Source organism: Corynebacterium hindlerae (assembly GCF_014117265.1).
Lineage (GTDB): Bacteria > Actinomycetota > Actinomycetes > Mycobacteriales > Mycobacteriaceae > Corynebacterium > Corynebacterium hindlerae.
Genome location: NZ_CP059833.1, coordinates 569,323 through 592,688, shown reverse-complemented (window position 1 = coordinate 592,688; position 23,366 = coordinate 569,323). Strand labels below are relative to the sequence as shown.

At 58.0% G+C, this 23,366-nt stretch carries 24 protein-coding genes; 10 read left to right on the top strand and 14 right to left on the bottom strand.

Annotated features, from left to right (window positions below; all coding sequences use genetic code 11):
- Positions 1-69 precede the first annotated feature (69 nt).
- From HW450_RS02865 to HW450_RS02850, 4 genes are read right to left on the bottom strand one after another with little or no spacing between them, the layout of a single operon-like run.
- On the bottom strand, positions 70-906 hold the full coding sequence (locus tag HW450_RS02865; protein ID WP_232843361.1) for a 5-oxoprolinase subunit C family protein: 837 nt from the start codon (positions 904-906) through the stop codon (positions 70-72).
- A 32-nt stretch (positions 907-938) separates the two neighbouring features.
- Entirely contained in the window at positions 939-1,604 is a 666-nt protein-coding gene (locus HW450_RS02860; RefSeq protein ID WP_182386517.1) for a 5-oxoprolinase subunit B family protein, read from the bottom strand.
- The gene (locus tag HW450_RS02855; protein ID WP_182386516.1) at positions 1,594-2,346 is read right to left on the bottom strand and encodes a LamB/YcsF family protein; all 753 of its coding nucleotides are present in this window, start codon (positions 2,344-2,346) and stop codon (positions 1,594-1,596) included. The genes HW450_RS02860 and HW450_RS02855 overlap by 11 nt, the downstream gene beginning before the upstream one ends.
- A gap of 20 nt (positions 2,347-2,366) precedes the next feature.
- Positions 2,367-3,590, bottom strand: coding sequence for an NRAMP family divalent metal transporter (locus tag HW450_RS02850; protein WP_232843308.1), 1,224 nt, complete (start codon positions 3,588-3,590; stop codon positions 2,367-2,369).
- 140 nt (positions 3,591-3,730) lie between these two features.
- Between HW450_RS02850 and HW450_RS02845 the strand changes: the two genes are divergently transcribed.
- On the top strand, positions 3,731-4,396 hold the full coding sequence (locus HW450_RS02845; RefSeq protein WP_182386515.1) for a GntR family transcriptional regulator: 666 nt from the start codon (positions 3,731-3,733) through the stop codon (positions 4,394-4,396).
- 47 nt (positions 4,397-4,443) lie between these two features.
- Here the strand turns inward: HW450_RS02845 and HW450_RS02840 are convergent, their stop codons facing one another.
- Together HW450_RS02840 and glpX are read right to left on the bottom strand one after the other, a co-directional pair.
- Positions 4,444-5,850 carry a class II fumarate hydratase gene (locus HW450_RS02840; RefSeq protein ID WP_182386514.1) on the bottom strand — a complete coding sequence of 469 codons (1,407 nt, stop codon included), beginning with the start codon at positions 5,848-5,850 and terminating at the stop codon, positions 4,444-4,446.
- Positions 5,851-6,403: 553 nt separating this feature from the next.
- A complete protein-coding gene (glpX, locus tag HW450_RS02835; RefSeq protein WP_182386513.1) occupies positions 6,404-7,399 on the bottom strand; it encodes a class II fructose-bisphosphatase in 996 nt (331 codons plus the stop codon).
- Positions 7,400-7,617: 218 nt separating this feature from the next.
- Here glpX and HW450_RS02830 point away from each other — a divergent pair, with 218 nt between their 5' ends.
- Positions 7,618-8,196: a DUF4245 domain-containing protein gene (locus HW450_RS02830; RefSeq protein ID WP_182386512.1), complete on the top strand. Its 579-nt coding sequence runs from the start codon at positions 7,618-7,620 to the stop codon at positions 8,194-8,196.
- Here the strand turns inward: HW450_RS02830 and HW450_RS02825 are convergent.
- The gene (locus HW450_RS02825; protein ID WP_182386511.1) at positions 8,193-8,441 is read right to left on the bottom strand and encodes an exodeoxyribonuclease VII small subunit; all 249 of its coding nucleotides are present in this window, start codon (positions 8,439-8,441) and stop codon (positions 8,193-8,195) included. The genes HW450_RS02830 and HW450_RS02825 overlap by 4 nt on opposite strands.
- Positions 8,442-8,453: 12 nt before the next feature.
- A complete protein-coding gene (xseA, locus tag HW450_RS02820; protein WP_182386510.1) occupies positions 8,454-9,692 on the bottom strand; it encodes an exodeoxyribonuclease VII large subunit in 1,239 nt (412 codons plus the stop codon).
- An 84-nt stretch (positions 9,693-9,776) separates the two neighbouring features.
- On the opposite strand from xseA, the gene HW450_RS02815 reads away from it, so the two are divergent.
- A complete protein-coding gene (locus HW450_RS02815; protein ID WP_182386509.1) occupies positions 9,777-10,739 on the top strand; it encodes a 4-hydroxy-3-methylbut-2-enyl diphosphate reductase in 963 nt (320 codons plus the stop codon).
- Here HW450_RS02815 and HW450_RS02810 read toward each other — a convergent pair whose 3' ends face one another.
- From HW450_RS02810 to HW450_RS02800, 3 genes are all read right to left on the bottom strand, one after another.
- The gene (locus HW450_RS02810) at positions 10,740-11,543 is read right to left on the bottom strand and encodes a DUF6542 domain-containing protein (RefSeq protein ID WP_182386508.1); all 804 of its coding nucleotides are present in this window, start codon (positions 11,541-11,543) and stop codon (positions 10,740-10,742) included.
- Between the two features lie 75 nt (positions 11,544-11,618).
- Positions 11,619-12,698: a DNA recombination protein RmuC gene (locus HW450_RS02805; RefSeq protein ID WP_182386507.1), complete on the bottom strand. Its 1,080-nt coding sequence runs from the start codon at positions 12,696-12,698 to the stop codon at positions 11,619-11,621.
- A gap of 33 nt (positions 12,699-12,731) precedes the next feature.
- Positions 12,732-14,123, bottom strand: coding sequence for an AI-2E family transporter (locus HW450_RS02800; protein WP_182386506.1), 1,392 nt, complete (start codon positions 14,121-14,123; stop codon positions 12,732-12,734).
- A 106-nt stretch (positions 14,124-14,229) separates the two neighbouring features.
- Here HW450_RS02800 and ychF point away from each other — a divergent pair, with 106 nt between their 5' ends.
- Positions 14,230-15,315, top strand: coding sequence for a redox-regulated ATPase YchF (gene ychF / locus HW450_RS02795; protein WP_182386505.1), 1,086 nt, complete (start codon positions 14,230-14,232; stop codon positions 15,313-15,315).
- A 1,021-nt stretch (positions 15,316-16,336) separates the two neighbouring features.
- Here ychF and HW450_RS02790 read toward each other — a convergent pair.
- Together HW450_RS02790 and HW450_RS02785 are read right to left on the bottom strand one after the other, a co-directional pair.
- The gene (locus HW450_RS02790; RefSeq protein WP_182386504.1) at positions 16,337-16,882 is read right to left on the bottom strand and encodes a hypothetical protein; all 546 of its coding nucleotides are present in this window, start codon (positions 16,880-16,882) and stop codon (positions 16,337-16,339) included.
- Positions 16,883-17,012: 130 nt separating this feature from the next.
- A complete protein-coding gene (locus HW450_RS02785) occupies positions 17,013-17,312 on the bottom strand; it encodes a hypothetical protein (protein ID WP_182386503.1) in 300 nt (99 codons plus the stop codon).
- Between the two features lie 333 nt (positions 17,313-17,645).
- Between HW450_RS02785 and HW450_RS02780 the strand changes: the two genes are divergently transcribed.
- Positions 17,646-18,347 carry a ZIP family metal transporter gene (locus tag HW450_RS02780; protein WP_220463916.1) on the top strand — a complete coding sequence of 234 codons (702 nt, stop codon included), beginning with the start codon at positions 17,646-17,648 and terminating at the stop codon, positions 18,345-18,347.
- A 7-nt stretch (positions 18,348-18,354) separates the two neighbouring features.
- Here HW450_RS02780 and HW450_RS02775 read toward each other — a convergent pair whose 3' ends face one another.
- Complete coding sequence (locus HW450_RS02775; protein ID WP_182386501.1) at positions 18,355-19,266, bottom strand: DUF808 domain-containing protein; 912 nt, start codon at positions 19,264-19,266, stop codon at positions 18,355-18,357.
- 142 nt (positions 19,267-19,408) lie between these two features.
- Here HW450_RS02775 and HW450_RS02770 point away from each other — a divergent pair, with 142 nt between their 5' ends.
- The 5 genes from HW450_RS02770 (at position 19,409) to HW450_RS02750 (ending at position 23,210) form a co-directional block, all read left to right on the top strand.
- Positions 19,409-19,798: a DUF2218 domain-containing protein gene (locus HW450_RS02770; RefSeq protein WP_182386500.1), complete on the top strand. Its 390-nt coding sequence runs from the start codon at positions 19,409-19,411 to the stop codon at positions 19,796-19,798.
- A gap of 106 nt (positions 19,799-19,904) precedes the next feature.
- Positions 19,905-20,510 carry an ECF transporter S component gene (locus HW450_RS02765; protein WP_182386499.1) on the top strand — a complete coding sequence of 202 codons (606 nt, stop codon included), beginning with the start codon at positions 19,905-19,907 and terminating at the stop codon, positions 20,508-20,510.
- A gap of 7 nt (positions 20,511-20,517) precedes the next feature.
- The gene (locus HW450_RS02760) at positions 20,518-21,978 is read left to right on the top strand and encodes an ABC transporter ATP-binding protein (RefSeq protein ID WP_182387296.1); all 1,461 of its coding nucleotides are present in this window, start codon (positions 20,518-20,520) and stop codon (positions 21,976-21,978) included.
- On the top strand, positions 21,975-22,730 hold the full coding sequence (locus tag HW450_RS02755) for an energy-coupling factor transporter transmembrane component T family protein (protein ID WP_182387298.1): 756 nt from the start codon (positions 21,975-21,977) through the stop codon (positions 22,728-22,730). The genes HW450_RS02760 and HW450_RS02755 overlap by 4 nt, the downstream gene beginning before the upstream one ends.
- Positions 22,731-23,210 carry a nucleoside/nucleotide kinase family protein gene (locus HW450_RS02750; protein WP_182386498.1) on the top strand — a complete coding sequence of 160 codons (480 nt, stop codon included), beginning with the start codon at positions 22,731-22,733 and terminating at the stop codon, positions 23,208-23,210.
- The last annotated feature ends 156 nt before the right edge of the window (positions 23,211-23,366 follow it).

The following is a 23,366-nucleotide window of genomic DNA, read 5'->3' as shown; positions in this document are numbered from 1 at the left end:
TTGCACTGAGTAAAGATTTGCATTCGGTGAACTTAACGTGTGTGTCTCGATCTAGTGACGCGGGCCACGCTATGTGGCACGTTGAAACCGAACGGACTCGCCCGGAGCGATTTGACCGGAGTAATCAGAAGAACGTCGGGTCAACACCCCAATCACTGGGTAACCCCCGGTTACTGGATGGTCAGGCCCAAAAATAACGGGCATTCCATTCGGAGGAACCTGGATGGAGCCACGTACCATGCCCTCGCTGGACAATTCTCTGGAGACGGCGCGGGTCAATGGCGTGCTGCCTTCCAACCGGATACCAATCCGATTGGACTGCGGGCTCACCTGGTAGGTCTGGCTGAAAAAATCGGTGATCGAATCTTCGGTGAACCAATCAGCGCGTGGCCCCAGGATCACGGATAAGGTCTGTACTTCTTCCAACGGCCACAGGGTGGGGAGCTGGCGCAGCGTCGGCCACCACGCCGCTTCCGCGATGAGTGAATCTGCCAACAGAACGTCGCCTGCCTTCACCGGTGCAGGACCGAGTCCGGACATGATATCCGTGGCGCGGGAACCAAGGACGGATTCGGCAGCAAAGCCTCCGCGAATGGCAAGATAGCCGCGCATGCCCGACTCCGCAGTGCCGATGTCGAGCCGTTCCCCGGCCTCTAGATCAATGATGGTGTTGGAGTAGCTCTGCCGAACCCGGCCGTCCACGCCAGAAATAACAATGGGGCAGCGCACCCCGCAAACAATAAATTGAGTGGCCTGCAGCGCTTCCAACACAAGGCCACCGACTAAACACTCAAGCACCGTGGCTCGTGGGTCGTTGCCCATAGCGTGGTTGGCGCGGGCGGCACTCATTCGATCAAAACTGCCCGAAGGGCATACTCCTGTGCCCGCAAGTCCATGCCTGCCCACATCTTGAAACACTGTATGGGCGCCCGGATTAATCACTTTGAACACGGGGTGACCTCCACGAATTTGACCGTATCGCCAGGGCAAATTGCTGCAGGCCTGTCCTTCCTGTGGGGATCCCACATAACATTGTCCGTCGTGCCAATCAACTGCCAGCCACCAGGGGACGCTTGGGGATAAACACCGGAAAACTCACCGGCCAGCCCCACTGCGCCAGCAGGGATCGACGCACGAGGCGACTCAAGACGTGGCACCGTAGGCCAGACAGCATCGGGTACGAGGTACATGAAACCAGGGGAAAAGCCGCCGAATGCGGCTGTCCAATGCGTCTCTGTGTGGCGGCGCACCAGCTCTTCCGGGGACCAGCCCAAAGTCTCAGCTAGCGAATGCAGGTCTGCGCCGTCGTAACGCACTGGCACGGTCACGTCTTGGCTGCTGCGAGCTGTTGCTGCGGGGGCTGCTGTGAGGTCGCATTCCAGCAGCATGCGCTTCATGTCCGTCGGGAGCAGCCGTGAGGTATCGAGCATGATCAGCAGTGTCTGCGAGGCTGGGACCAAGTCCACAACCCCAGGCGTGCGCCACGATGCCACGATGTCGTGCAAGCGTAGGACAGTGCGCAACAGGCTGAGCCCGGTAGCCTCGGCGTCGTCTTCGGTGACATCGACGATCAGGGCCTGATCGCCACACGGTTTAATCAGCATGGCCAACCTCAATGCCTTCGGCAGCCAGCGCCGCCCGGATTTCCTTGATCAGGAGCAGCGCCGTGGGATTATCCCCATGGACGCACAGAGATTCTGCCGCCACGAGGATCCTCGAGCCATCGATGGCGGTGATGGGTTCCCCCAGAGCCAGGTTGACGGCCTGGCTCGCGGCAGCTTGGGCGTCGTGAAGGACGGCGCCGGGCGTCGAGCGCGGGACCAACGTTCCGCCCGCAGTGTAAGCTCGGTCCGCAAACGCCTCTGCGATGACCCCAAGCCCAGCCTCCTGCGCCCAGCGGAGGACACTGGACCCAGCCAGCCCCATCAGCTTCAGCGTGGGATCTGCGTCCTTAATGCCCTGAATAACTGCGCTGGCCTGCACGCTGTCATGAGCGATGCGGTTATATAACGCGCCATGAGGTTTCACATACGTCACCGCAGTGCCTTGCGCCCGCGCGATCGCTTGGAGCGCTCCGATTTGGTACGTCGTCTCTGCGGCGAGCAGCCCAGGATCGTACTCCATCTCGCGTCGGCCGAACCCCGCGAGGTCACGGTAACCCACATGCGCCCCCACACGCACGCCCTTATCGACGGCCATTGCCACCGTTTGCGCCATCACCAACGGATCCCCGGCGTGGAAGCCGGTAGCAACATTGGCGCTCGATACCAGGTCAAGAACTTGAGCATCACCGCCAATGGTGTAAGCACCGAAACTTTCTCCCAGATCGCTATTGAGATCAAACACTGTTAACGCTCCTCAATCCGCTAAAACAACAGGGCAAAGGCCTTGTCGGCAGACACCCAAGCCAAATACCACGCGATAGCCAATCCGGCGAGCCCCACCACGATGAGCCACGTGGGGTAGCGGTACCCGTGGAGTAGATCCTGCTTGCGAAACAACGCCACAAACAACACCACGCTGAAGCCGACAGGGAGGACCAACCCGTTGAAAGCGCCCGCGAAGACCATGAGGGTGGCCGGGGCGGTGCCCAGAATGACAAAAGCTGTGCAGCTGAGCAAGATGAACACGATGGTGATGATGTTTTGTGTGCGGCGACTGTCGGCCCCACCTTTAACGAGGAACGTGGCAGATGTGTAGCTTGCGCCGATAATGGACGATAGTGCCGCAGCCCAAAGCACGACACCGAAGAACCGCAGCCCGAGTTCCCCGGCAGCGATCTCAAATGCCTGACCGGCAGGGTTGTTCTTCGTATCCAGCACCGCGCCACCAGCAACTACCCCTAACACCGCGAGGAACAGCAGCACGCGCATCACGCCGGTAAGCAAGATGCCGGTGATAGACGACTTGGCCACATCATGCACATGTTCCACCCCAGAATTGCCGGAATCCAGCATGCGGTGCGCTCCTGCAAAAGTGATGTACCCTCCCACCGTGCCGCCAACCAGGGTCGTGATGGTGAGCATGCTGACCTCTTCCGGAAGCACCGAATTCTTCAGAGCTTGGCCCACCGGGGGATGGGAAACAATCGCGACGTATAGCGTCAGTGCCATCATGACGAGCCCGAGGAGGACCAACAGTTTGTCCAGCCCCGCGCCGAGCCGTTTGACCAGGAAGATCGTGATGGCCAAGACCGCGGTGATGGTGCCACCGATCTTTGGGTTAGCCCCAAACATGGCGTTGGTGCCCAGACCAGCGCCAGCAATATTGCCGATATTAAAGACCAAGCCACCAATGGCGATGCACGCAGCGAGCACCCACCCCAAACCGGGCACTACCCGGTTACCCAGCTCTTGGGCGCGCAAACCACTGACGCCGATAACGCGCCACACATTCATCTGCACCGCAACGTCGATAATGATCGACACCAGGATGGCAAAGGCGAAAGCCGCCCCGTGCTGAGCGGTAAAAACCGCGGTCTGGGTGAGGAAACCCGGGCCGATGGCACTCGTGGCCATGAGGAAGATGGCGCCCAGGATGGCGCTTCGGGTGGTGGCACTCGCGGCCGATTGTGCTAAAGATGGGCTCATCACTACCGATCCCCTTCCTCTTGTTGAACAAATTGGCGCCATTATAGCTCGAGTGTGGCGTAGGGCACAATAAGAAACGGGGGCGAACAATTTAATGCAACACGTGTGACGAACGTCGCAAAATTGTTTAACATAGAGCCATGAAAGCGACCCCGATCCAGCTGGCGCAGCGTATCACCGACAAGATTCTCTCTGGCGAGTTCTCTCCGGGTGGAAAAATCCTGGAGATCCCACTCGCCACCGAGCTTGGCGTGTCGCGCAACACACTTCGGGAAGCGTTCCGCCTCCTTGCGCGCGACGGCCTCATCGAACAAATCCCTCACCGGGGCGTATTCGTCAGGTCTCTTAGTGCCCGCGATATCGTTGAGCTCTTCGCCTATCGACGCTTCATCGAACTCGGTGCCTTGCAGTATTTCGGTCTCGATGTGTCCCGCACTGAAGCGGCACTTCGCGGCATGAACCAAGCCATCACTGCGGCGGAACAAGCAGCTCGCGCCGGGCACTGGGCGCAGGTTGGCACCCATAACAACAGCTTTCACCACCACCTGGTCTCGCTCGCGGGCATTCCTCGGCTTAATGACAACCTCACCTTGGTCATGGCGCATGCCCGCCTAGCATTCTTGGCAGCTGCCAGCGTTGAAGAAATGCACCGTCCCTTCATCGAGCGTAATCGGGAGATCCTTTCTGCCCTCGTGAAAGGAAACGTGGACAAGGCAACCACGGTGCTGACGCGCTACCTCAAAGAATCAGAGGCGAAGATCCTGGCTGAAATGACCTTTGGGGTCACAGCAGACCACAAAAAATAACAATGCCGGATACGCACTGAGCGCATCCGACATTAGTTGTGTGGGACTTAGAAGTTATCGCGGTCCGTGTTTGCCATTGCGAGGACGTCCAGACGCTTGTCCAGTTCTTCCTCGGTCAGCTTCTCGCCGTCAACGAAACCGAGATCGATCACGGTCTGGCGGATGGTCTTGCCTTCCTTGAGCGCAGTCTTGGCGACCTTCGCAGCAGCCTCGTAGCCGATCGCAGAGTTCAGCGGGGTAACGATGGATGGGGAAGACTCAGCCAGGGTGCGCATGCGCTCCACATTTGGCTCGATGCCGTCGACGAGGCGCTCTGCGAACACACGAGAGGTGTTAGCCAGCAGGCGTGCAGACTCGAGGACGTTACGTGCCATCAGCGGAATGAAAACGTTCAGCTCGAACGCGCCCTGGGAACCACCGAAGACCACAGCGGCGTCGTTACCAACAACCTGAGCTGCGACCTGGGTTGCGGTCTCACAGAGAACTGGGTTGACCTTACCCGGCATGATGGAGGAACCAGGCTGCAGGTCTGGGAGGTGAATCTCGCCCAGGCCGGTCAGCGGGCCGGAACCCATCCAGCGGATGTCGTTAGCGATCTTGTTCAGGGATACCGCGATGGTACGCATCGCGCCGGAGAACTCGACGAGCGCATCGCGGTTAGCCTGTGCCTCGAAGTGGTTCTTGGCCTCACGCAGCTCTTGCACACCCGTGAGCTTCTTCAGCTCTTCGGTGACCAGCGCACCGAAGTCAGCAGGGGTGTTCAGGCCGGTGCCCACTGCGGTGCCACCAATTGGCAGCTCGCCCAGACGCTGGAGGGTGGCCTCAACGCGCTCGATGCCAGCCTCGATCTGACGTGCGTAACCAGCGAACTCCTGGCCCAAGGTCACAGGAACGGCATCCATCAGGTGGGTGCGGCCGGACTTAACGACGTCCTTCCATTCCTTCGCCTTGTTCAGCAGGGAAGCGTGCAGCACCTTCAGGCCTGGGATCAGGTCATTGACGGCAGCTTCGGTGGCAGCCACGTGGGTGGCGGTAGGGAAGGTGTCGTTGGAAGACTGGCCCATGTTGACGTGGTCGTTCGGGTGGATCTCCACGCCGTTTGCCTTCGCGATCGAAGCGATGACCTCGTTGGTGTTCATGTTGGAGGAGGTGCCGGAACCGGTCTGGAAGACATCGATCGGGAACTCAGCGTTGTGCTTACCCTCTGCGATTTCCTTACCAGCGGCGATGATGGCATCCGCGAACTCATCAGACAGCAGGCCCTTGTCCTTGTTTACCTGCGCACAAGCGGCCTTCAGCAGACCCATAGCGCGGATCTGCTGTGCCTCCAGGCCACGGCCGGAGATTGGGAAGTTCTCCACTGCGCGCTGGGTCTGGGCGCGCCACAGAGCGTTGACAGGGACCTTGACCTCGCCCATGGTGTCGTGTTCGATGCGGAATTCCTGCTCAGTCATATATTTCACCTTTTGTCGATGGATATAACACATGGATATAACATCTGGCCGGACACGTGCGTATCCAAGCCACTTCCTCTAGTATGACTCAAAACCTCAGCCGGTGTGGACGAGTGGGGCATTAATTTGCAATTATGACCGGGGTCTCAGTTTTTGGAGTGGAAATGGCCTCGGCTAACAGGGGTAACGGGTGGCAACAAACCTGATGCGCCGATGAAGCGTCGCAGGATTGGGGAACCCTACGGGACTGCGGAACAATCTGGGGTTAAGGGGCAAATTGTGTTACGTAACCCTGCAAAACCCGGGAAGCGTTCCCCGGGTTTCGGTGATTTTTAAGGCTGCACACCTGCTATTTCACTATATTTGGCCCGAGATCCGGGGAATGCTTCCCGGGTTTTAGTAAGAAACTTCAGGGGCCGTGATCAGCGCCCCCAGGGGTGAAGTAACAACACAAAAACGCCCGACCGGACGCACATTTTGTCCCTTAACCCCAGATAGTCAAAGAAACTTAAAAGCCCGTCATCGAAGTGACGGGTTTAAGCAAGAGCTCGGCTTAGCGAGTGTAATCCACCACGGAGTATTCCTGCAGCTTCTGGAGCTGGTGGACGGATTCGATGAAGCGAATCGTGCCGGACTTGGAACGCATGACCAAAGAACGGGTGGTTGCGCCGTTAGCGCGGTAGGACACGCCACGCAGCATGTCGCCGTTGGTCACACCGGTAGCGACGAAGTAGCAGTTGTCGGAAGAGACGAGGTCATTGGTGAACAGGACTCGATTAAGGTCATGTCCAGCAGCGATAGCCTTTTCTCGCTCTGCGTCGTCCTTCGGTGCCAGCATGCCTTGGATCTCGCCACCCATGCACTTCATGGCGCAGGCGGTGATGATGCCCTCTGGGGTGCCGCCGGTGCCCATCATGATGTCCACAGAGTTAGAGTTCTGGGCGGCGGCGACGGCACCAGCCACGTCACCGTCAGAAATCAGGCGGACTTTCGCGCCAGCTTCGCGGATTTCCTTGATGAGGTCGACGTGACGGGGACGGTCGAGAACCACCACGGTGACATCGGACTTTGCAATGCCCTTTGCCTTAGCCACAACCTCGATGTTGTGCAGCGCAGGAGCGGTGATATCAATCTTGCCGGCGGCCTCCGGGCCAACGGCAATCTTCTTCATGTAAAAGACTGCCGATGGGTCGTACATCGTGCCACGCTCAGCAGCGGCCAGAACGGAGATAGCGTTTGGGCGACCTTCTGCCATCAGCGTGGTGCCGTCCACAGGGTCAACAGCGATGTCCACCTCAGCGCCGAAGCCGGTACCGACTTCTTCGCCATTGAACAACATTGGGGCCTCGTCCTTTTCGCCCTCACCAATGACGACGACACCCTTCATATTCACCGAGTTAATCAGCTGGCGCATAGCGTCGACAGCCGCGCCATCGCCCTCGTTTTTCATACCGCGACCGACCCAGCGGCCAGAGGCCAATGCTGCAGCCTCCGTGACACGGACGAGCTCCATTGCTAGGTTACGATCTGGGATTTCCGGGTTATTCATACTGACAAGGCCTCCACGTGGCTTATTTGGATGTAGATGCAGTCTTTTGCTAAACACCAGTGCTGCTAGATGTCATAACAAACGGCTATGTGTCTATTCTTCCAAAGTTTTCGGTGTCTGTGTTTGGTTTCCACCACCTTATGAGGGGAGTCGTGCATCACGTTAGGTGGGTGGACACAGTTCACCATCGTGGTTGTCGATCTGCCATACTGTTTTCCGTGGCTGATCAGAAACCTCGTATTTTTCAAGATTCTCGCGACATCGTGGTGTCGTTGCTGGTGGTTGTCGGATTGATGGTGCCGATGGTGGCCTTCACCGGGATGTGTAGCTTCGACCGTGGGACGCCGGAAAACGGCCCGGTTCAGAAGGTGGATGCCACGCAGATTTTCAGTATGGAAGCACGCGCGATGAATTTTCCGTTGCGCCTGCCGGAGACTCCGGAGGGGTGGACTACGAACTCCGCACGTCGCACCACGGTGAACAAGCAACCGGCGACCGTGGTCGGTTGGGTTACCCAGGAGGGGGCTTATCTGCAGCTCATGCAGACTGACCAGCCGCTGGACAAGGCGGTGCAGGACGTAGACGAGCACGGACGTACGGAGCAGCAGGCGCAGCTTATCGACGGCCAGGAGTTCCGAATCTATACCTCCCAGGAAAAGAACGTGCGTGACGTTTGGGCTGCTGACCTAGGCGATGTCCGGCTCATTTTTTCGGGAACAGCAGGCCCCGCTGAATTCGAGACTATCGCCCGGAATACCCTGCAAGCAGAGCCACTGCCTGGCAAAGGCAGCAACTAGTTTTCTACGTTCCCAAGCGCCGCTTCAACGCGTCGTGATGCGCCCGCGAGATGTTCCTCGCAGCGCTTGGCTAGCGCCTCGCCACGTTCCCAGTACTTGAGAGACTCATCTAGCCCCATCTGTCCGAGTTCAAGAATCTTGACCGTCTCAATGAGTTCATCACGAGCAGCTTCATAGCTCAGCGATTCCACGGGCGGAAAAGCGTTGTTACCTGCGGCACCAGAGCCAATAACGTCAGTATTCATGCGAGTTTTCTCCTAATTTGATTTCTGTGCAGACATTGCAGCGGCGACGATGGCACCATCACCGACCCGGATCCGGAGTTGGCTGCCCGGGGGAGACTGCTCCACCGTGGTGACGACCTCGGCTGGGGACCCATCACGCGGCACCACCTGCACTACGGCATAGCCTCGTGCCAAGGTAGCCGCTGGGCCGAGCGTGCTGATCTGGGCACGCAGTGCGGCAGTTTCGTTTTTGGCGGACTTGAGCGCCGTGGTGATTTCTCGTCGCAGATACTTCACAGCCCGCGCGATTTCTTCTGCTCGCACTTCAATAAGGGAGTGCGGGTTGGCCAGCACCGGGCGGCTGCGAATATTCGCTAAACCTCGCGACTCTCGCTCTACCCAGCCACGGAGCGCGGCGCGACTTCGAGACCTCAGCTCGGCAACGAGTTGGCGCTCAGCGGCCACGTCAGGAACCACTTTCTTCGCAGCATCCGTTGGGGTTGCCGCGCGCAGATCTGCCACGTTATCGAGCACCGGGTTATCCGGCTCGTGTCCAATAGCGGATACCACCGGAGTGGTTGCCTGAGCGACTGCCCGCTGCAGTGCTTCCTCGGAAAACGGAAGCAGGTCCTCCACGGAACCGCCACCTCGGGCAATAATGATCACATCCACAGCAGGGTTGGCATCCAGCTTCTCCAACGCTTCAATGATCTCCGGAACTGCACTGGCCCCTTGCACCGCCGTGTTTATGACCTCAAACTGCACCTCGGGCCAACGAGATTGCGATACCGCCAGCACATCGCGTTCCGCGGCAGAACCACGGCCAGTGATGAGGCCCACCCGATTCGGGAGGAAGGGGAGCGGCTTCTTGCGATCGGCGTCGAAAAGCCCCTCGCTCGCGAGCTGCTGCCGCAACCGTTCGATACGCGCGAGCAGCTCGCCGACGCCCACTGCGCGGATATCCGTCACCCACAGGGAAAACGAACCGCGCCCAGCATAAAACGCGGGCTTGCCATAGACCACCACACGGTCGCCATCCTTCAGCGGACTAGGGAAGCCCTGGATCAAGCTGGTGGGGCAGGTCAGCTGCACGCTCGCCTCAGCCTCCGGATCCCGAAGCGTTAAATAGGAAAGCTTCCACGTCGGCTTCACATTAACCTGGGTGAGCTGACCCTCCACCCAAATATGGCCCAGCTTCTCAATCCACGCCTTCACCTTGGCGTTTACTTCCCGCACCGGCCACGGGCTATCCGGCGTCGTTGCCGCGCTCATTATCCCCCTCAAACGTTATGCGAAACATACACAATTAAGTGCAATTCTAGGCCTTTTCTGCCATAGCTGGGTACGCTAGGCAGCATGACGCAAACCTTGACCAAAAAAGTGTTGCTGGCGGCTCCTCGCGGCTACTGCGCGGGAGTGGACCGCGCAGTAGAAACAGTGGAGCGTGCGCTGGATAAATACGGCGCACCGGTATACGTCCGCAAAGAAATTGTGCACAACCGCTATGTTGTGGATACCTTGGCCGAGCGAGGCGCGGTTTTCGTCGATGAGACCACCGAAGTACCAGAGGGTGCGCACTTGGTATTTTCTGCTCACGGCGTAAGCCCTGCGGTCCACGAAGAGGCCCGTCAGCTCAACCTGAATACCCTCGACGCGACCTGCCCACTAGTGACCAAGGTGCACAACGAGGTCAAGCGATTTGCGCGCGACGGCTTCCAAATCCTGCTCATTGGGCATGAAGGGCACGAGGAAGTAGAAGGCACCGCGGGAGAAGCTCCTGACGTTGTTCACCTAGTCGACGGGGTGGAAGGCGTGGACAAGCTTTCCTTCGGAGAAGACGAAAAACTGGTGTGGCTGTCCCAGACCACGCTTTCCGTGGATGAAACTATGGAGATCGTCACCAAGCTGAAGGAAAAATTCCCGAACCTCATCGATCCGCCTAGCGACGACATTTGCTACGCCACCCAAAACCGCCAAGTTGCGGTGAAAGCCATCGCTCCGAAGTGTGAGCTCGTCATCGTGGTGGGTTCCCAGAACTCTTCCAACTCCAAGCGACTGGTGGAAGTCGCCCTGCAAAATGGTGCGCAAGCCTCCTACCTGGTCGACTATGCCTCGCAAATTGAAGAGCAGTGGCTGGACGGGGTCACCACCGTCGGCATTACGTCCGGCGCTTCCGTCCCCGAAATCCTGGTGCGTGACGTACTGGAGCACCTGGAGAAGTTCGGTTTCCACGATAGGGAAGAAGTAGTCACCGCTGCCGAGAAAATCGTTTTCTCGCTGCCACGTGATCTGCGGCCAGCTAATCGCGAGAAGCGCTAGCTAGCTGTAGAGGTCGTCACTGAGCGACCGATGCGCCGGCTTCTGCTCGGGGCGAGAGCCTCGTCGCGGGGCCGGCCGTTCTGTTTTCGGCACACCTGAGGCCGCTGGATTATTGCGTCGCGTTGGACGGTCAGTGCGGGCCGTTTCCGTAAGTGGTGCCCGGCGTAGTGGGCGACGGCGCTCTGAGCGCTTGTCGACGTCCTTGATCAGATCGGAGAACGGGATTCGCTCCTCAGGGGCCAACTCGCTGCGCCGCGGGCGACTAGCCACCCGGCGGACACGCGTGGTGGTCTCCCGATTATGGCGTTCGCTGCGTGCAGCGATCCTCCGCTGTCGCTGCAGCTGCGCCATCCTGGCTTGGTATTTCTTCTTTGCTGTATGAAGCCGCCACAGTGCCATGAGCACTGTTACGGCGGTGATGGCCAGGAGCGCCGGGAACTGTTCAGCGAGAGGATAAATCGATGACAGCAGCATCGTCTTGGAGAACTGATCTGAATCACCGGCCAGGTCACTACGCGCGATAAGCCAGGAAGTGAGGGGAGTGATGATTCCGAACAACAGAGGCTGAGAAGCCACGTTGAGGTACAGCGCGCTGTGCTTCACAAATGCCGTAGTGCCGATGGCACCCACTCCAAAGCAAGCCAAATGTATCCAGGAGATTTCTCCCGCGCTCAAACTGAGCAGTAGTCCGGTGAGCAGGCATGCGATCGAGAGAGACAGCGCCGTCCATAGCGACAACCCACGGGACGCTGACGACTGGGCGGAGCGGCGAACGCGTGGCGTAGCTGTGGAAAGGTGAGACACGGGAGTTAAGTCTACCGACTCGCACTGTCAAATAGCGAAAACAACGCGGGCTGCTCCTAGCGAAAACGTCACTTTTTACTCTTGCGTTTGACGTGGTTCACGCGCTCGCATGTCTACAAAGGGCAGGGTGGGAGGCTGCCCCCCGCTGTTCGGCAACGCATCGAGTTCGTGAAGCTTACGTGCGGTGACGAAAACGCGACTGTCAAGAGATGCCACGGTTTGGTTGAAAACTTCGACGGATTTGTTTAGGGAAGTGCCGAGCTTATGGAGATGTTCTGCCGATGTGCCCAACCGTCGGTAGAGTTCACTGCCTAGTTTCTGGATTTCCGCAGCAGTATCACTCAGTGCGCTGTGTTGCCACCCCAACCCGACGGTTCTGAGCAACGCGACCAAGGTGGTGGGGGTGGCAAGCACAACGTTTCGTGAAAAGGCATACTCCAGTAGCTCGTTGTCGATCGAGAGTGCAGCGTCTAGGAAAGGATCGGCGGGGACGAACAACACGATGAACTCAGGGGTGGGTTGAAAATGGCGCACGTAGTTTTTCCCCGACAGCTGCGTAATATGCGTCCGGAGGTGATTGGCATGCCTGCGTAGGTGGGCCTGGTGCTCTTCGGGATCTGTGGTGTCCAGCGCGTCTAGGTAGGCGAGGAAAGGGACCTTCGCATCGACCACAATGTTGCGGCCATCTGACATCCGGATCACCACATCGGGGCGAACGGCGTTGTCGGCAGTGCTGACCTGGGTGTCGAAGTCGCAATGCTTAACCATCCCGGAAAGCTCCACCACCCGTTCCAGTTGCATCTCGCCCCACCGTCCCCTGACTTGTGGGGCGCGCAATGCAGTGACCAGTTTATCGGTTCGGTCCGAAAGCATCAGGGACGTTCGGTTCATGGCCTGAACCTGCGCAGACAGCTGGGCAAAAGTTTCCGCACGCTCAATCTCCATGTCGCGAACCTGGCCACTCAGCGTTCCCATGGCCTTCTCTAACGGCGTAAGTGATTTGGAAATGCTGTCTATGTTGCCGTCCCGGACGAGTGCAGACAGGAGCTGCTGGTCGCGCTCCGATGGTCGTGAGCTGCGCAGAGCCCAGCCTAAAACTATGCCGATCCCGAGGCCAAGAAGGAGAAAGATGAACAGCGCCATGGTGGAAGTCATGTGTTCACCATGGCACACCGCCCGGACACGGAACTATTTTCGCCCTATTTTGGGGAACATACGTGCGATAGATGTCGTTATTTTTCCAGCTCGCCCTAAGATTGTGGATTCCTCCTCCGATTCTGCCCCCGCAGGCTTGTTCGGCTCTGCGGCTTGCCGTGGCACGAGCATGCGCGGCAACCCGCCATCGCGGAACAACCGGCCAAACTCCGCGCTCCACTTCACCTGCATAGCGTGATCTTGGGTGGCAAATTCAATTTCGGAAGTGGTCTTTTCCCCAGCGCGCAGCGCAATAATGTCATTCAAGTAGCGGAAGAAAACCGCGATCATGGCAGCCACAGGAACCGCCAAGAACGCGCCGATGATGCCGAATAAACTGCCACCGAGCGTGACTGACACCAGGACGATCACGGGATGGAGGTTCATCGCTTTGGACTGCAGCATCGGAGACAAGATGTTGCCCTCCAGCTGCTGGACAGCAACGACTAGTACCAGCACAATGACCGCCTTGGTCAGCCCCAAGGACACCAGCGCAATGAGCACGGCCAAGGCGCCAGCCACGAAAGCGCCCACGATAGGGATAAAGCCGGCGAAGAAGGTCAGGGTTGCCAGAGCCAGGGCCATAGGAACCCCGATGATGAGCAGCCCGGCTCCGATGCAGATGGCGTCGACAAGCGAGACAATGGCTTGAGCGCGAATGAAGCCGGACAAGGTCTGCCACATGCGTGACAGTAACTCTGTGAGGTGCAGGCCAGCGCGCTCGCCGGAGATGTTGCGCAGCCAGGGCAGGAACTTATCGCCGTCTTTCAAGAAGAAGAAGGTAAGCACTAGGACCACGCCGAGCGTGACGAGCACGACTGACATAGTGCCGAGGCCGGAAAACACCTCGGTAGCAATCTGGCCGGAGCGTTGTTGCAGCCAGGTGACGGCGCTGTTGAACAGATCGTTCAGGTCGTCGTATTCCAAATTGAACGGCGGTCCTTGAAGCGTGAGCTGGGCGCGTAGCAACAACTCATAGGTCTGCAGGTACAGCGTCTGGGATTGCCGACCGATACTTGGGGCCATCGCCGCGATAACCGCGCCGAAGATGGCGAGGGTGGCCAGTATCGTCGTTAACGCCGCCACGCCTGCTGGGAGGCCGATTTGGCGCAACCTTCGCGTCGGGGGCCAGAGGACGGAACAGACGATGATGGCGAAAGTGACCGGTAGAAGACCCTGCCACACCTGCTTGCCAATGAACCACGTCACGTATGTGGCTGCTGCGATGATGAGCAGTCGCAGGCACCAACTAGCGAATTCCTTGAGTCCCTCAGCGATGATCAGCGAGCGATCGATGTGATCGCTAGAGGAGAGTTCGTCAAAAGTCCAGGAGGTGTCCTCAACGGGTGGCAAACCTGAATCATCGTGGTGCTCATCCGGGCTCACGTGACTCTCCTTTAGCTAAGTCGTAGCACTTCTCACTCGAAACTCTAGCGGATTATGGTCGGCAGGTAGCCGGGGCGCACGTGAAGGCTTGCTAGGATGAGTAGCCGTGAGCCTTACTCTTGGAATCGTCGGTTTGCCCAACGTCGGCAAGTCCACTCTTTTTAATGCCCTTACTCGTAACGATGTGCTGGCAGCGAACTACCCATTCGCCACCATCGAGCCGAATGTTGGCCTAGTCGAGCTTCCGGATCATCGCCTGACCCGGCTTGCTGAGATTTTCGGATCGGAACGAATCCTTCCAGCAACCGTTTCCTTCGTAGATATTGCCGGCATCGTCAAGGGTGCGTCCGAGGGAGAAGGCATGGGTAATGCTTTCCTGGCGAACATTCGTGAAGCTGATGCGATTTGCCAGGTTGTGCGGGCATTTTCCGACGACAACGTTATTCACGTGGACGGTCGCGTCGATCCTTCCACCGATATTTCCGTCATTAATACAGAGCTTATTCTCGCGGACTTGCAGACGATTGAGAAGGCGTTGCCACGCCTGGAGAAGGAAGCGAAGAAGGACAAGTCGCTGGCCGACAATGTCGCTGCTGCGAAGACCGCGCAGGAGATTCTGGAAGACGACCGCACCCTGTTCGCTGCAGCCAAGAACGGCGAGATTGACCTCACTCTTGTCCGCGATCTACACTTGATGACCGCGAAGCCGTTCCTTTACGTGTTCAACTCTGATGAGGAAGTCCTCACGGATGAAGCGCGTAAGGACGAACTGCGTGCCCTCGTTGCGCCAGCGGAAGCCGTGTTCCTGGACGCGAAAACCGAAACGGACTTGCTGGAACTAGACGAGGAAGAAGCGCTGGAGCTGCTGGAATCCGTTGGGCAGACCGAGCCGGGCCTGGCTACTTTAGCCAAAGCTGGATTTGCCACCCTTGGGCTGCAAACCTACCTGACCGCGGGGCCGAAGGAATCCCGTGCGTGGACCATCAAACAAGGTTCCCACGCGCCACAGGCTGCTGGTGTTATCCACACGGACTTTGAAAAGAAGTTCATCAAGGCTGAGATCGTTTCCTTCGATGACTTGGACGCGTGTGGCTCGCTCGCCGAAGCGAAAGCGCAGGGCAAGATGCGCATGGAAGGCAAAGACTACGTCATGCAGGATGGCGATGTCTGCGACTTCAAGATCGGTGGCTAACAGCCCAAAGCTCACCGAGTTGCGGTAGTCCGCCGCAGGATTCCCGAAGGTTGCTCCCGCACTGGAATTTCCAGTGAGGAGAAACCGTCGGTGTCAGGGAAGTCTGCTGTGGCTTATCGACGAACTGGACCATCAATCCCAATTGGTTTATCGGTCTCGGTGAATTGGGAGCAGTTATTAGCCACGTACTAGCAGACGATCTGAGGATCCACTGCTAGTTGGCCTGTACTGTGATTTTTCCGGTAAACAGGTCCTGACCCGCTGGTGGAACCATCGGTGCCCGTGGTCAGGCTGTCCAAGTGTCCGCTTAAGGTTTGGTTGCAAAAGTTTCCAGGGCTAGGTGAGTTCAATCGCTGATGCGACTGAGGTTTCGATGCATGAGAAATGCGGGTTAGGTAGCAGAAAGTGTGTCTGTTGTCCGCGATAGGTCCTGGTCAAGGTATGCAAATGCATGTTTTATATTGCTTGAGGTCTTATAAACGCACAATCCTTGTTCAATACCGCGAGTGATACCGCACCTGTGCTAACAGGTGCGGTTACCTAACTCCGGTGACCAAAAACCGACCCCGATGCCCCGTCTGCCTGGGACAAAAGCAAAAACAACGGCGCCACTAGGTGGCGCTTCGGCCACCAAAACCAAAGCTGATCACACACACGCAGCAACCTTCCGGGCCTTCCATGCTTATGTTGTCAGCTCAACCGCAATGACCGATACTGCAGGCTCGTGAGGTATCTCCCGAAGGAGTCTGAACCGCAGGTTCGCACCCTTGTGCTGCTTAACTCCGCAAAACCCGGGAAGCGTTCCCCGGGTCTCGGTGATCTTTTAGGCTTCACACCTGCTATTTCACTAATTTCGGCCCGAGATCCGGGGAATGCTTCCCGGGTTTTAGTAAGAAACTTCAGGGGCCGTGATCAGAGCCCCCAGAAGTGAAGCAGCAATGCCGACCGGACACACATTTTGCTACTTAACCCAGAAACGCGACGCCCAAAAGACGTCGCGGACTGGGAAACAGCTGGGTGGTTAGCCGAAATACTCGGCGCTAATGAAGTTGTTTTCGAAATCGAATTCCAGTAGGCGGACCTTGTCCACGCCCTTTGGTTTCCAGCCTTTGATCTTGGTGCGAACTTCATCCAGACGTTCTGCCGGAACGTCCTTTGGTACGTCATTGACCTTGTAGTTGGTGATCGAAGTAAGTTCGCCAGTGGTTTTATCGAAGTGTAAAGTGCCTGACGTGCGATCGGTCTTCGGATTGGTGAGGTCTGGCTCGAGCAGAGCTTCCAGCGCGCCCCGTAGCTTGGCATCCATTTTCTCCGTAGTTGGCGTCGGCTGTGGAGTGGACGCTCGGGACGTGGGTTCTTTGGAAGATGATGTCTTCGGCGTGGAGGTTCTAGTGGGGGTACTCTTTGTCGTGCTTGGCTGGTTGGTGGGGGATGGGGCGGCAGCGGCGGTGGTTTCCTCGGTCTTCTTTTCCTTGCCGGGGATGGGCAGACTGTCCAGTGGGTTGCATCCGGCTAGTAGTAGCATGGCGGCAGAGCTGACCACCAATGCGGCGAAGGTGCGCTTCATAAAATGTCCTTGAAATGTTAGGTAAAACGGATTGAAGGAATGCTAGCCGCTGATCACAACTTCGGCTCGCTGAGAGCGAACCCATCTATCTGGAGTCTGTTGCACAACCGTTATCGTTTAAAGGTGGAATTTACTCTGGGTATTTCATGTTCGTCTGCAGGCGCCCGCCGCTAAAGTTGAAAGAAATAGCAGTGAACTTCTGGTCAGCAGGCATCTGACTCAGTGGCACGAGCAGCTTGTTTGCTCGATTGATAGTTTCTAAGGTCGTTTGAACTGGAATATCGTTCCGGACGAGATTGTTGACCGCAGACACGCGCAGGTGACCGTCGAAAGTGATGTGTCCGTGAATCACGTCAATTTCTGGCCCCTCAACAACATCGCGGAGTATTTCAATGATCGCTGGGTTTACGCAATCGTTTATAACGAACATCGGGTCGAGGGGTGGATTTTCCGGTGCAGCTGGGGATCTCGCTGGGGTTTGATCAGCAGTGGTCTGGGCCTTTTCCAAACCGAGGGACTTTTTGATGGAAGAGGAGAAATTCAAGAGGGTGAAGATACCTGGAAGAGCTTCCCGCTGCAGGTTAAGCGATAAATCAACTGTTTTTATATTGTTGAACGTGTTGAATGATGTTTCCTGCGAGAGGGTGTGTCTCTAGAAAACGAGACTTTAGTAAGCCATGACGGCAGCCAGCTGATTATCGTGGCTACCCATATCAAAAATGAAGTTGCGTATCATTATTGCTCTCTGCCTTCATGTGAAGGCATTATGGCAACTCAGCTCCTCATCGCGTTTGCGCTCACCCTAGCCGCGGGCTTATCGACGGCCATCGGTGGACTCGTCGTGCTCAAAAAGAAGCAGCTTTCCGATCGCTTTCTGGCCACGTCCCTCGGTTTCTCGGCTGGCGTGATGCTGTGGGTATCCTTCGCGGAGATTGTGCCAAAAGCGACGCAGAATTTGTCTGAGGCTTTTGGTGACAGGGGAGAGGCTGCTGCAGTGGCAGCGTTTTTCGGCGGTGTCCTGCTCATTGCCCTGATTGACCGCCTTGTGCCGGATGTTGTTAACCCCCCTGAGCAGCATGAAGCCGGTGGGGTGGATGTGCGGAAGCTCGGGAATATGGGCATTATGACTGCCGCCGCTATTGCCCTTCACAACATCCCGGAGGGTATCGCTGTGGCGATCCAGATGTGGCAGGCGACGGGTTCCCGCAAACGCGCATTTACTTGGGCGGCGCTTACAGGATTGGCAGAGCCCATCGGCGCGCTGGTGGGATTCCTGCTGCTCTTGCCGCTGCTCGGACCGATGACGCTAGGGATTGCTTTTGGTGCCGTGGCGGGAATCATGGTGTTCATCTCAATAGATGAACTGCTCCCCACTGCCGTTGCGACGGGGCGCCACCACGCTGCTATTTATGGGTTGATCGTCGGGATGGCGATCATGGCCATCAGCCTGCTGCTCTTTGCCTAGGGGGCAATTAGTGGGATCGCTTGAGTGGGGTGACATGGACAATCCCGGCGATGATACCGCCCCACACCGCGCCCAGGATCAACGAGAAAAAGGTGTTAACGCACCAAGCGAGGAAGCCTGCGGGAACCATGGTTTCCAGGTGGTGGACGAAGCCATAAAGCGGTGTCCATCCCAGCTCTGCGAGGCCAACAAGCACAATGTGCCCACCGACCCACAGCATGGCAAAGGTGCCGATCACAGCGATAGCGGTGAGGAGTTTGGGCATGGCGTCGACAAGCGCGCGGCCCATTTTCTGCGAGCCGGCATCCTCCCGCGCTGCCATCCGCAGGCCGATATCGTCCATCTTCACCAGCAGCCCCACCGCCCCATATACCAGGAGGGTGATGCCGATGGCGACCAAGACGAGTACGGCGGTGCGCATAGGGAAGCTGAGATCAGTGACGGCATTGAGGGAAATCACCATGATTTCTGCGGACAAAATGAGGTCGGTGGTGATGGCGCTGCGCACCAACTTGTTTTCATCCTGCGGCTCTGTTTGTACAGAAGCGGCATGCGAGTGATCTCCGGAGAACTTCTCGATGACCTTTTCCATGCCTTCAAAGCACAGGAAGGAGCCACCAAGCATCAAAATCGGGGTCAGCGCCCACGGCGCCCACACGCTCAGCGCGAGCGCTACCGGCAGGATGAACACCAACTTGTTCACCAGAGAACCCTTGGCGATCCGCCAAATGATCGGAATTTCCCGGGCGGGTGTCACCCCACTCACATACTGCGGAGTGACAGCGGCGTCGTCAACAACCACGCCAGCGGCCTTCGCGCTGGTCTTCGCAGCATTGACCGCGACATCATCGACGTTGGCGGCGGCAACTTTAGCAATCGCAGCGACATCATCAAGCAAAGCAGCGAGTCCGCCAGCCATCACACGTCCCTTTCATCGGCAACAAAACCAAACGCACATCTTACCCTGGCTGGCAGCGATTCGTGCGGTTAACCAGGAGGAAACAATGAGCCTACCACCCGATAATTAGGGTTAGGTTACCCAAACCTACTACACTGTGTGCATGACTGGAGAAGTACACGCAACGACGACAGCACGGGTAGCAACCGCACGCCCAGCACGCTACGCCAAGCAATTAGTGTCGCACTTCAGTGCAACCAATGAAGGCCACTGGAGCAGCGACGACGGTTGCGGAAACATCACGTTCATCGGTGAAGGGGCAGAGGCCGACAATCCCAAGAAGGCTTTCGACGGTCGCATTCAGGTCAGTCTCGTTGCCGCCGAATCCACCCTCCTTATCCACATTGAGGCCCCGGAACGGTTGATCCCCCGCTTCGAGAAGGTAGTGGGATCGCACCTGGTGCGATTCGGCGCGAAAGACGAGCTGGTCGTGACATGGCGTCGCAGTGACGGGGAACCCGGGAGCGAACAATACGCTGCTTCCCAAGACTGATAGAGTAATTTTCGCATAAAAGTGAACTACACGGGTGCCTGAGCGCAATCGCGCGACGAAGGCTGAGATACACGAAACGTGTGAACCGTAGCACCTGATCCGGGTAATGCCGGCGAGAGGGAGGAAAGACGTGGCTAAGTGGCGCGTTGTTGATATTTTGGTGGCCGTTGTACTGGGCGTGGCCTGCGGCCTCATTTTCTTCGTATGGAACTCAGCAGGATATGCCTGGTACGAGGCGATGAATGCGCTGACTCCGGGATTTGGTGGCGTTGCGGTAGGTATTTGGTTGCTGGGCGGTGTGCTCGGCGGACTGATCATTCGCAAGGCTGGTGCCGCGGTTTTTGTTGAGGTTCTGGCCGCCATCGTCTCGGCATTGCTGGGCAACCAGTGGGGAATTGAGACACTCTGGTCAGGACTCGCGCAGGGCTTGGGAGCTGAGCTGGTGTTCCTGATCTTCGCGTACCGACACTTCAATATTGTTAACTCGATTTCCGCTGGTATCGGTGCTGCGTGGGGTGCGTTCGTCATTGAGCTGTTGGTGTTCGGCAACCTAGCTAAGGGCGCGACGTTCAACTTGATCTACCTGATTTCCCTCACTATTTCCGGTGCGATCCTCGCCGGTGTGGTCGGGTTTATTCTGATGCGAGCTTTGGCGGCTACTGGCGCCCTTGATCGCTTTGCGGCAGGACGCGAACAGCGAAAACTGGTTTAACGTCGCTATGCGTGGCGCAGGTGTGATGGCGCGTGGCTTTGGGTGGCGTCACGCTAGCCGGAAAAAGCCCGCGCTGCACGATATAAGTTTTGAGATCGCGCCGGGGGAGCGCGTGCTGCTTATGGGTGAGTCGGGCGCGGGGAAGTCGACGTTGCTGACCGCGATCGCCGGGGTGTTGGGCGGGGACGACGAGGGTGATTTTTATGGCTCTTTGACCGTCGATGGCCTGGATGTTCGGGATCCGGCGGCTCGTGGTCTGGTGGGGATGGTGCTCCAGGACCCGGATTCGCAGGTGATCGCCTCCCGCGTGGGGGATGATGTGGCGTTTGGCTGCGAGAATCTCGGTGTCAGCCGCGAGGAGATCTGGCGGCGAGTACCGAAAGCACTTCAGCTGGTTGGTTTGGATCTGCCCTTGGACCACCCGACCGCACAGTTATCCGGCGGGCAGAAGCAGCGTCTGGCGTTGGCCGGTGTGATCGCGATGGGGGCTCGGCTCATCGTTCTGGATGAACCGACGGCGAATCTGGACCCCGAGGGAGTTCGGGACGTGCAGCGGGCCATCGCGGATGTGGTTACGGAGACTGGTGCCACACTGATTGTGGTGGAGCATCAAGTTTCGACGTGGCTGGATGTGGCAACGCGGGGGTTGGTGATCAGCAAGGAAGGCACGCTGCTTTACGACGCCCCACTGCCCGAACTCTTTGACCGCCACGGCACCGAGTTGGCCGAGGCGGGTATGTGGGTGCCGGAAAGGTACCTGGCAGAGCCCCTGACTGGATCGCTGGTGCCCCCTGGCTCTCCCGCGCTACGCACTCAAGACCTCGTGGTGGGATGGTCCACCCCGGTTGGCGCACCCCATTCTGTGGTTTTACCGGAAGGAGCATCGACGGTGATCACCGGTGCAAATGGGGCCGGGAAGAGCACCCTGGCTTTGACGATGGCTGGTTTGCTGCCACCGCTGTCGGGAGAAGTGACGGTGACCGGTTTTAACGGCCTGCCGCATAAGTGGAGTTCGGCGACGCTCGCGCAGCGGATTGGGTTTGTATTCCAGGACCCAGAACACCAATTTCTGACCAGCTCGGTGGAGCAGGAGATGCTGCTTGCTGCCCGGGCGCGCGGTGCTGGGCGTAGGTGGCCCTGGTCCTCGCTGCCTCCTGCGCCCCAAGACGCTAAAGATAAAGCCGGTGAGCTGCTGGAGCGGTTAGGGCTGGCGCATTTGGCTGCCGCGAATCCGTTTACGCTCTCGGGTGGCCAGAAACGTCGGCTTTCTGTCGCGACGGCGTTGGTGAGCACTCCGCGGGTGCTCATATTGGATGAACCGACTTTTGGTCAGGACCGGCGGACCTTCTTGCAGCTGGTGCAGTTGCTTCGCGAACTGACAGCTAGCGGAACTGCTGTCGCCGCGATTACCCACGATGACTTATACATTCGGCTGCTCGGCGATCATAGGATCGAGGTGTGCAAGTGAACGTCCTGGCAAACACTAATCCCGTGACTCGGCTGGGGGCGTTGCTGCTGTTCACCACACCGTTGTTGCTGAGCGTGGACTGGGTGTCGGCCACGGTGGCGCTGGCCCTCATCTTGGTCTATGCGCCCCTGTGCGGCATGAGCTGGTGGGTGTTGCTTAAGCGCGCTGTGCCTATTTTCGTTGCCACTCCGATCGCGGGGCTATCGATGGCGCTGTACGGTCGCCCGGAGGGCCACGAGTATTTTTCCTTCGCGTTCGCCCATGTCACGGACAATTCCTTGCAGTTGGCTGTTGCGATCATGCTCCGCATTCTCGCGGTCGCCCTGCCGGTGATCGTGTTGACTCGCGGGATCGATCCAACGGAACTCGGTGACGGTCTGGCGCAGGTATGGAAACTTCCGGAACGCTTTGTGATCGGCAGCGTGGCAGGGGTTCGGCTCATGACTCTCTTCCAGCGTGACTGGGCGGCATTGGCACGGGCGCGTCGCGCGAGGGGAGTGGCTGACGTGGGACGTATCCGGGGCGCTCTGGGAATGGCTTTTTCTCTGCTGGTGCTCGCGATTCGGCGTGGCACCAAGCTGGCCACGGCGATGGAAGCACGCGGTTTCGGTGGGGAAACGCCACGGTCGCATGCGCGCGTATCGACGCTCTCGTTCATCGATTGGGTGGTGCTTGCAGTGGCCTTATGCTGCGGAATCTTATCGATCGTGGTGGCTGTGTATGTAGGCGAGTTCCGTTTCCTGGGGGCTTAAATGGTAGCGCCTACTATTTTGGTCGATGGTCGCTCGGGATCGGGAAAGACGACGTATGCCACTGAACTGGGCTGCAAACTGGGCTGGCGTGTCGTGCACATGGATGACTTCTATCCGGGCTGGTGGGGCCTTGCTGCGGGGGCGCAGATGGTGGCGCGCGATGTGCTGCGTTTGGATCAGCCAGGTTTTCGACGCTGGAATTGGGAGCTTTCAGAGCCCGGCCAGTGGGTGTCGTTAGATCCCGGGGAGCCGTTGATCGTGGAAGGCGTCGGGGCGGTTACTGCGGCTTCGGTAGCTGCGGCTCGGCTGCGTGGCCCTGCCCTTAGCGTACGGATCGATTGCGCTGCGCACATACGCAAGCGTCGGGCGCTGTCTCGTGATCCAGATTTCGCGGAGTGGTGGGACATGTGGGCGGTGCAAGAGGAGGAGTTCCTTTCGCAATCAGTCCCAGTAGACCTCACCCTTATAGTTGATTGTTGAACAGGTGACTGGCCAGCGGGGGTGAATATTATGCGGCCGTCATTGTTGATTTGTCATGGTGTTTTGCCGGTGAAAGTCTGGATTTCTACTGGCAAAGGTTGGAAAGTCCTAGGTGCACCCTGAAGCTAAGAAAAGAATTAATTCAACTAAAGTGCA

What these genes read in the sequence shown, in the direction of transcription:
- HW450_RS02775 (WP_182386501.1), bottom strand. Translation starts at nt 19,266, where the DNA reads ATGGCTGGCGGACTCGCTGCTTTGCTTGATGATGTCGCTGCGATTGCT.
- HW450_RS02785 (WP_182386503.1), bottom strand. Translation starts at nt 17,312, where the DNA reads ATGTTCGTTATAAACGATTGCGTAAACCCAGCGATCATTGAAATACTC.
- HW450_RS02790 (WP_182386504.1), bottom strand. Translation starts at nt 16,882, where the DNA reads ATGAAGCGCACCTTCGCCGCATTGGTGGTCAGCTCTGCCGCCATGCTA.
- HW450_RS02770 (WP_182386500.1), top strand. Translation starts at nt 19,409, where the DNA reads ATGACTGGAGAAGTACACGCAACGACGACAGCACGGGTAGCAACCGCA.
- HW450_RS02860 (WP_182386517.1), bottom strand. Translation starts at nt 1,604, where the DNA reads ATGCTGATTAAACCGTGTGGCGATCAGGCCCTGATCGTCGATGTCACC.
- HW450_RS02760 (WP_182387296.1), top strand. Translation starts at nt 20,518, where the DNA reads ATGCGTGGCGCAGGTGTGATGGCGCGTGGCTTTGGGTGGCGTCACGCT.
- HW450_RS02805 (WP_182386507.1), bottom strand. Translation starts at nt 12,698, where the DNA reads ATGACTTCCACCATGGCGCTGTTCATCTTTCTCCTTCTTGGCCTCGGG.
- HW450_RS02840 (WP_182386514.1), bottom strand. Translation starts at nt 5,850, where the DNA reads ATGACTGAGCAGGAATTCCGCATCGAACACGACACCATGGGCGAGGTC.
- HW450_RS02845 (WP_182386515.1), top strand. Translation starts at nt 3,731, where the DNA reads ATGAAAGCGACCCCGATCCAGCTGGCGCAGCGTATCACCGACAAGATT.
- xseA (WP_182386510.1), bottom strand. Translation starts at nt 9,692, where the DNA reads ATGAGCGCGGCAACGACGCCGGATAGCCCGTGGCCGGTGCGGGAAGTA.
- HW450_RS02850 (WP_232843308.1), bottom strand. Translation starts at nt 3,590, where the DNA reads ATGAGCCCATCTTTAGCACAATCGGCCGCGAGTGCCACCACCCGAAGC.
- HW450_RS02825 (WP_182386511.1), bottom strand. Translation starts at nt 8,441, where the DNA reads ATGAATACTGACGTTATTGGCTCTGGTGCCGCAGGTAACAACGCTTTT.
- HW450_RS02750 (WP_182386498.1), top strand. Translation starts at nt 22,731, where the DNA reads ATGGTAGCGCCTACTATTTTGGTCGATGGTCGCTCGGGATCGGGAAAG.
- glpX (WP_182386513.1), bottom strand. Translation starts at nt 7,399, where the DNA reads ATGAATAACCCGGAAATCCCAGATCGTAACCTAGCAATGGAGCTCGTC.
- HW450_RS02815 (WP_182386509.1), top strand. Translation starts at nt 9,777, where the DNA reads ATGACGCAAACCTTGACCAAAAAAGTGTTGCTGGCGGCTCCTCGCGGC.
- HW450_RS02765 (WP_182386499.1), top strand. Translation starts at nt 19,905, where the DNA reads ATGCCGGCGAGAGGGAGGAAAGACGTGGCTAAGTGGCGCGTTGTTGAT.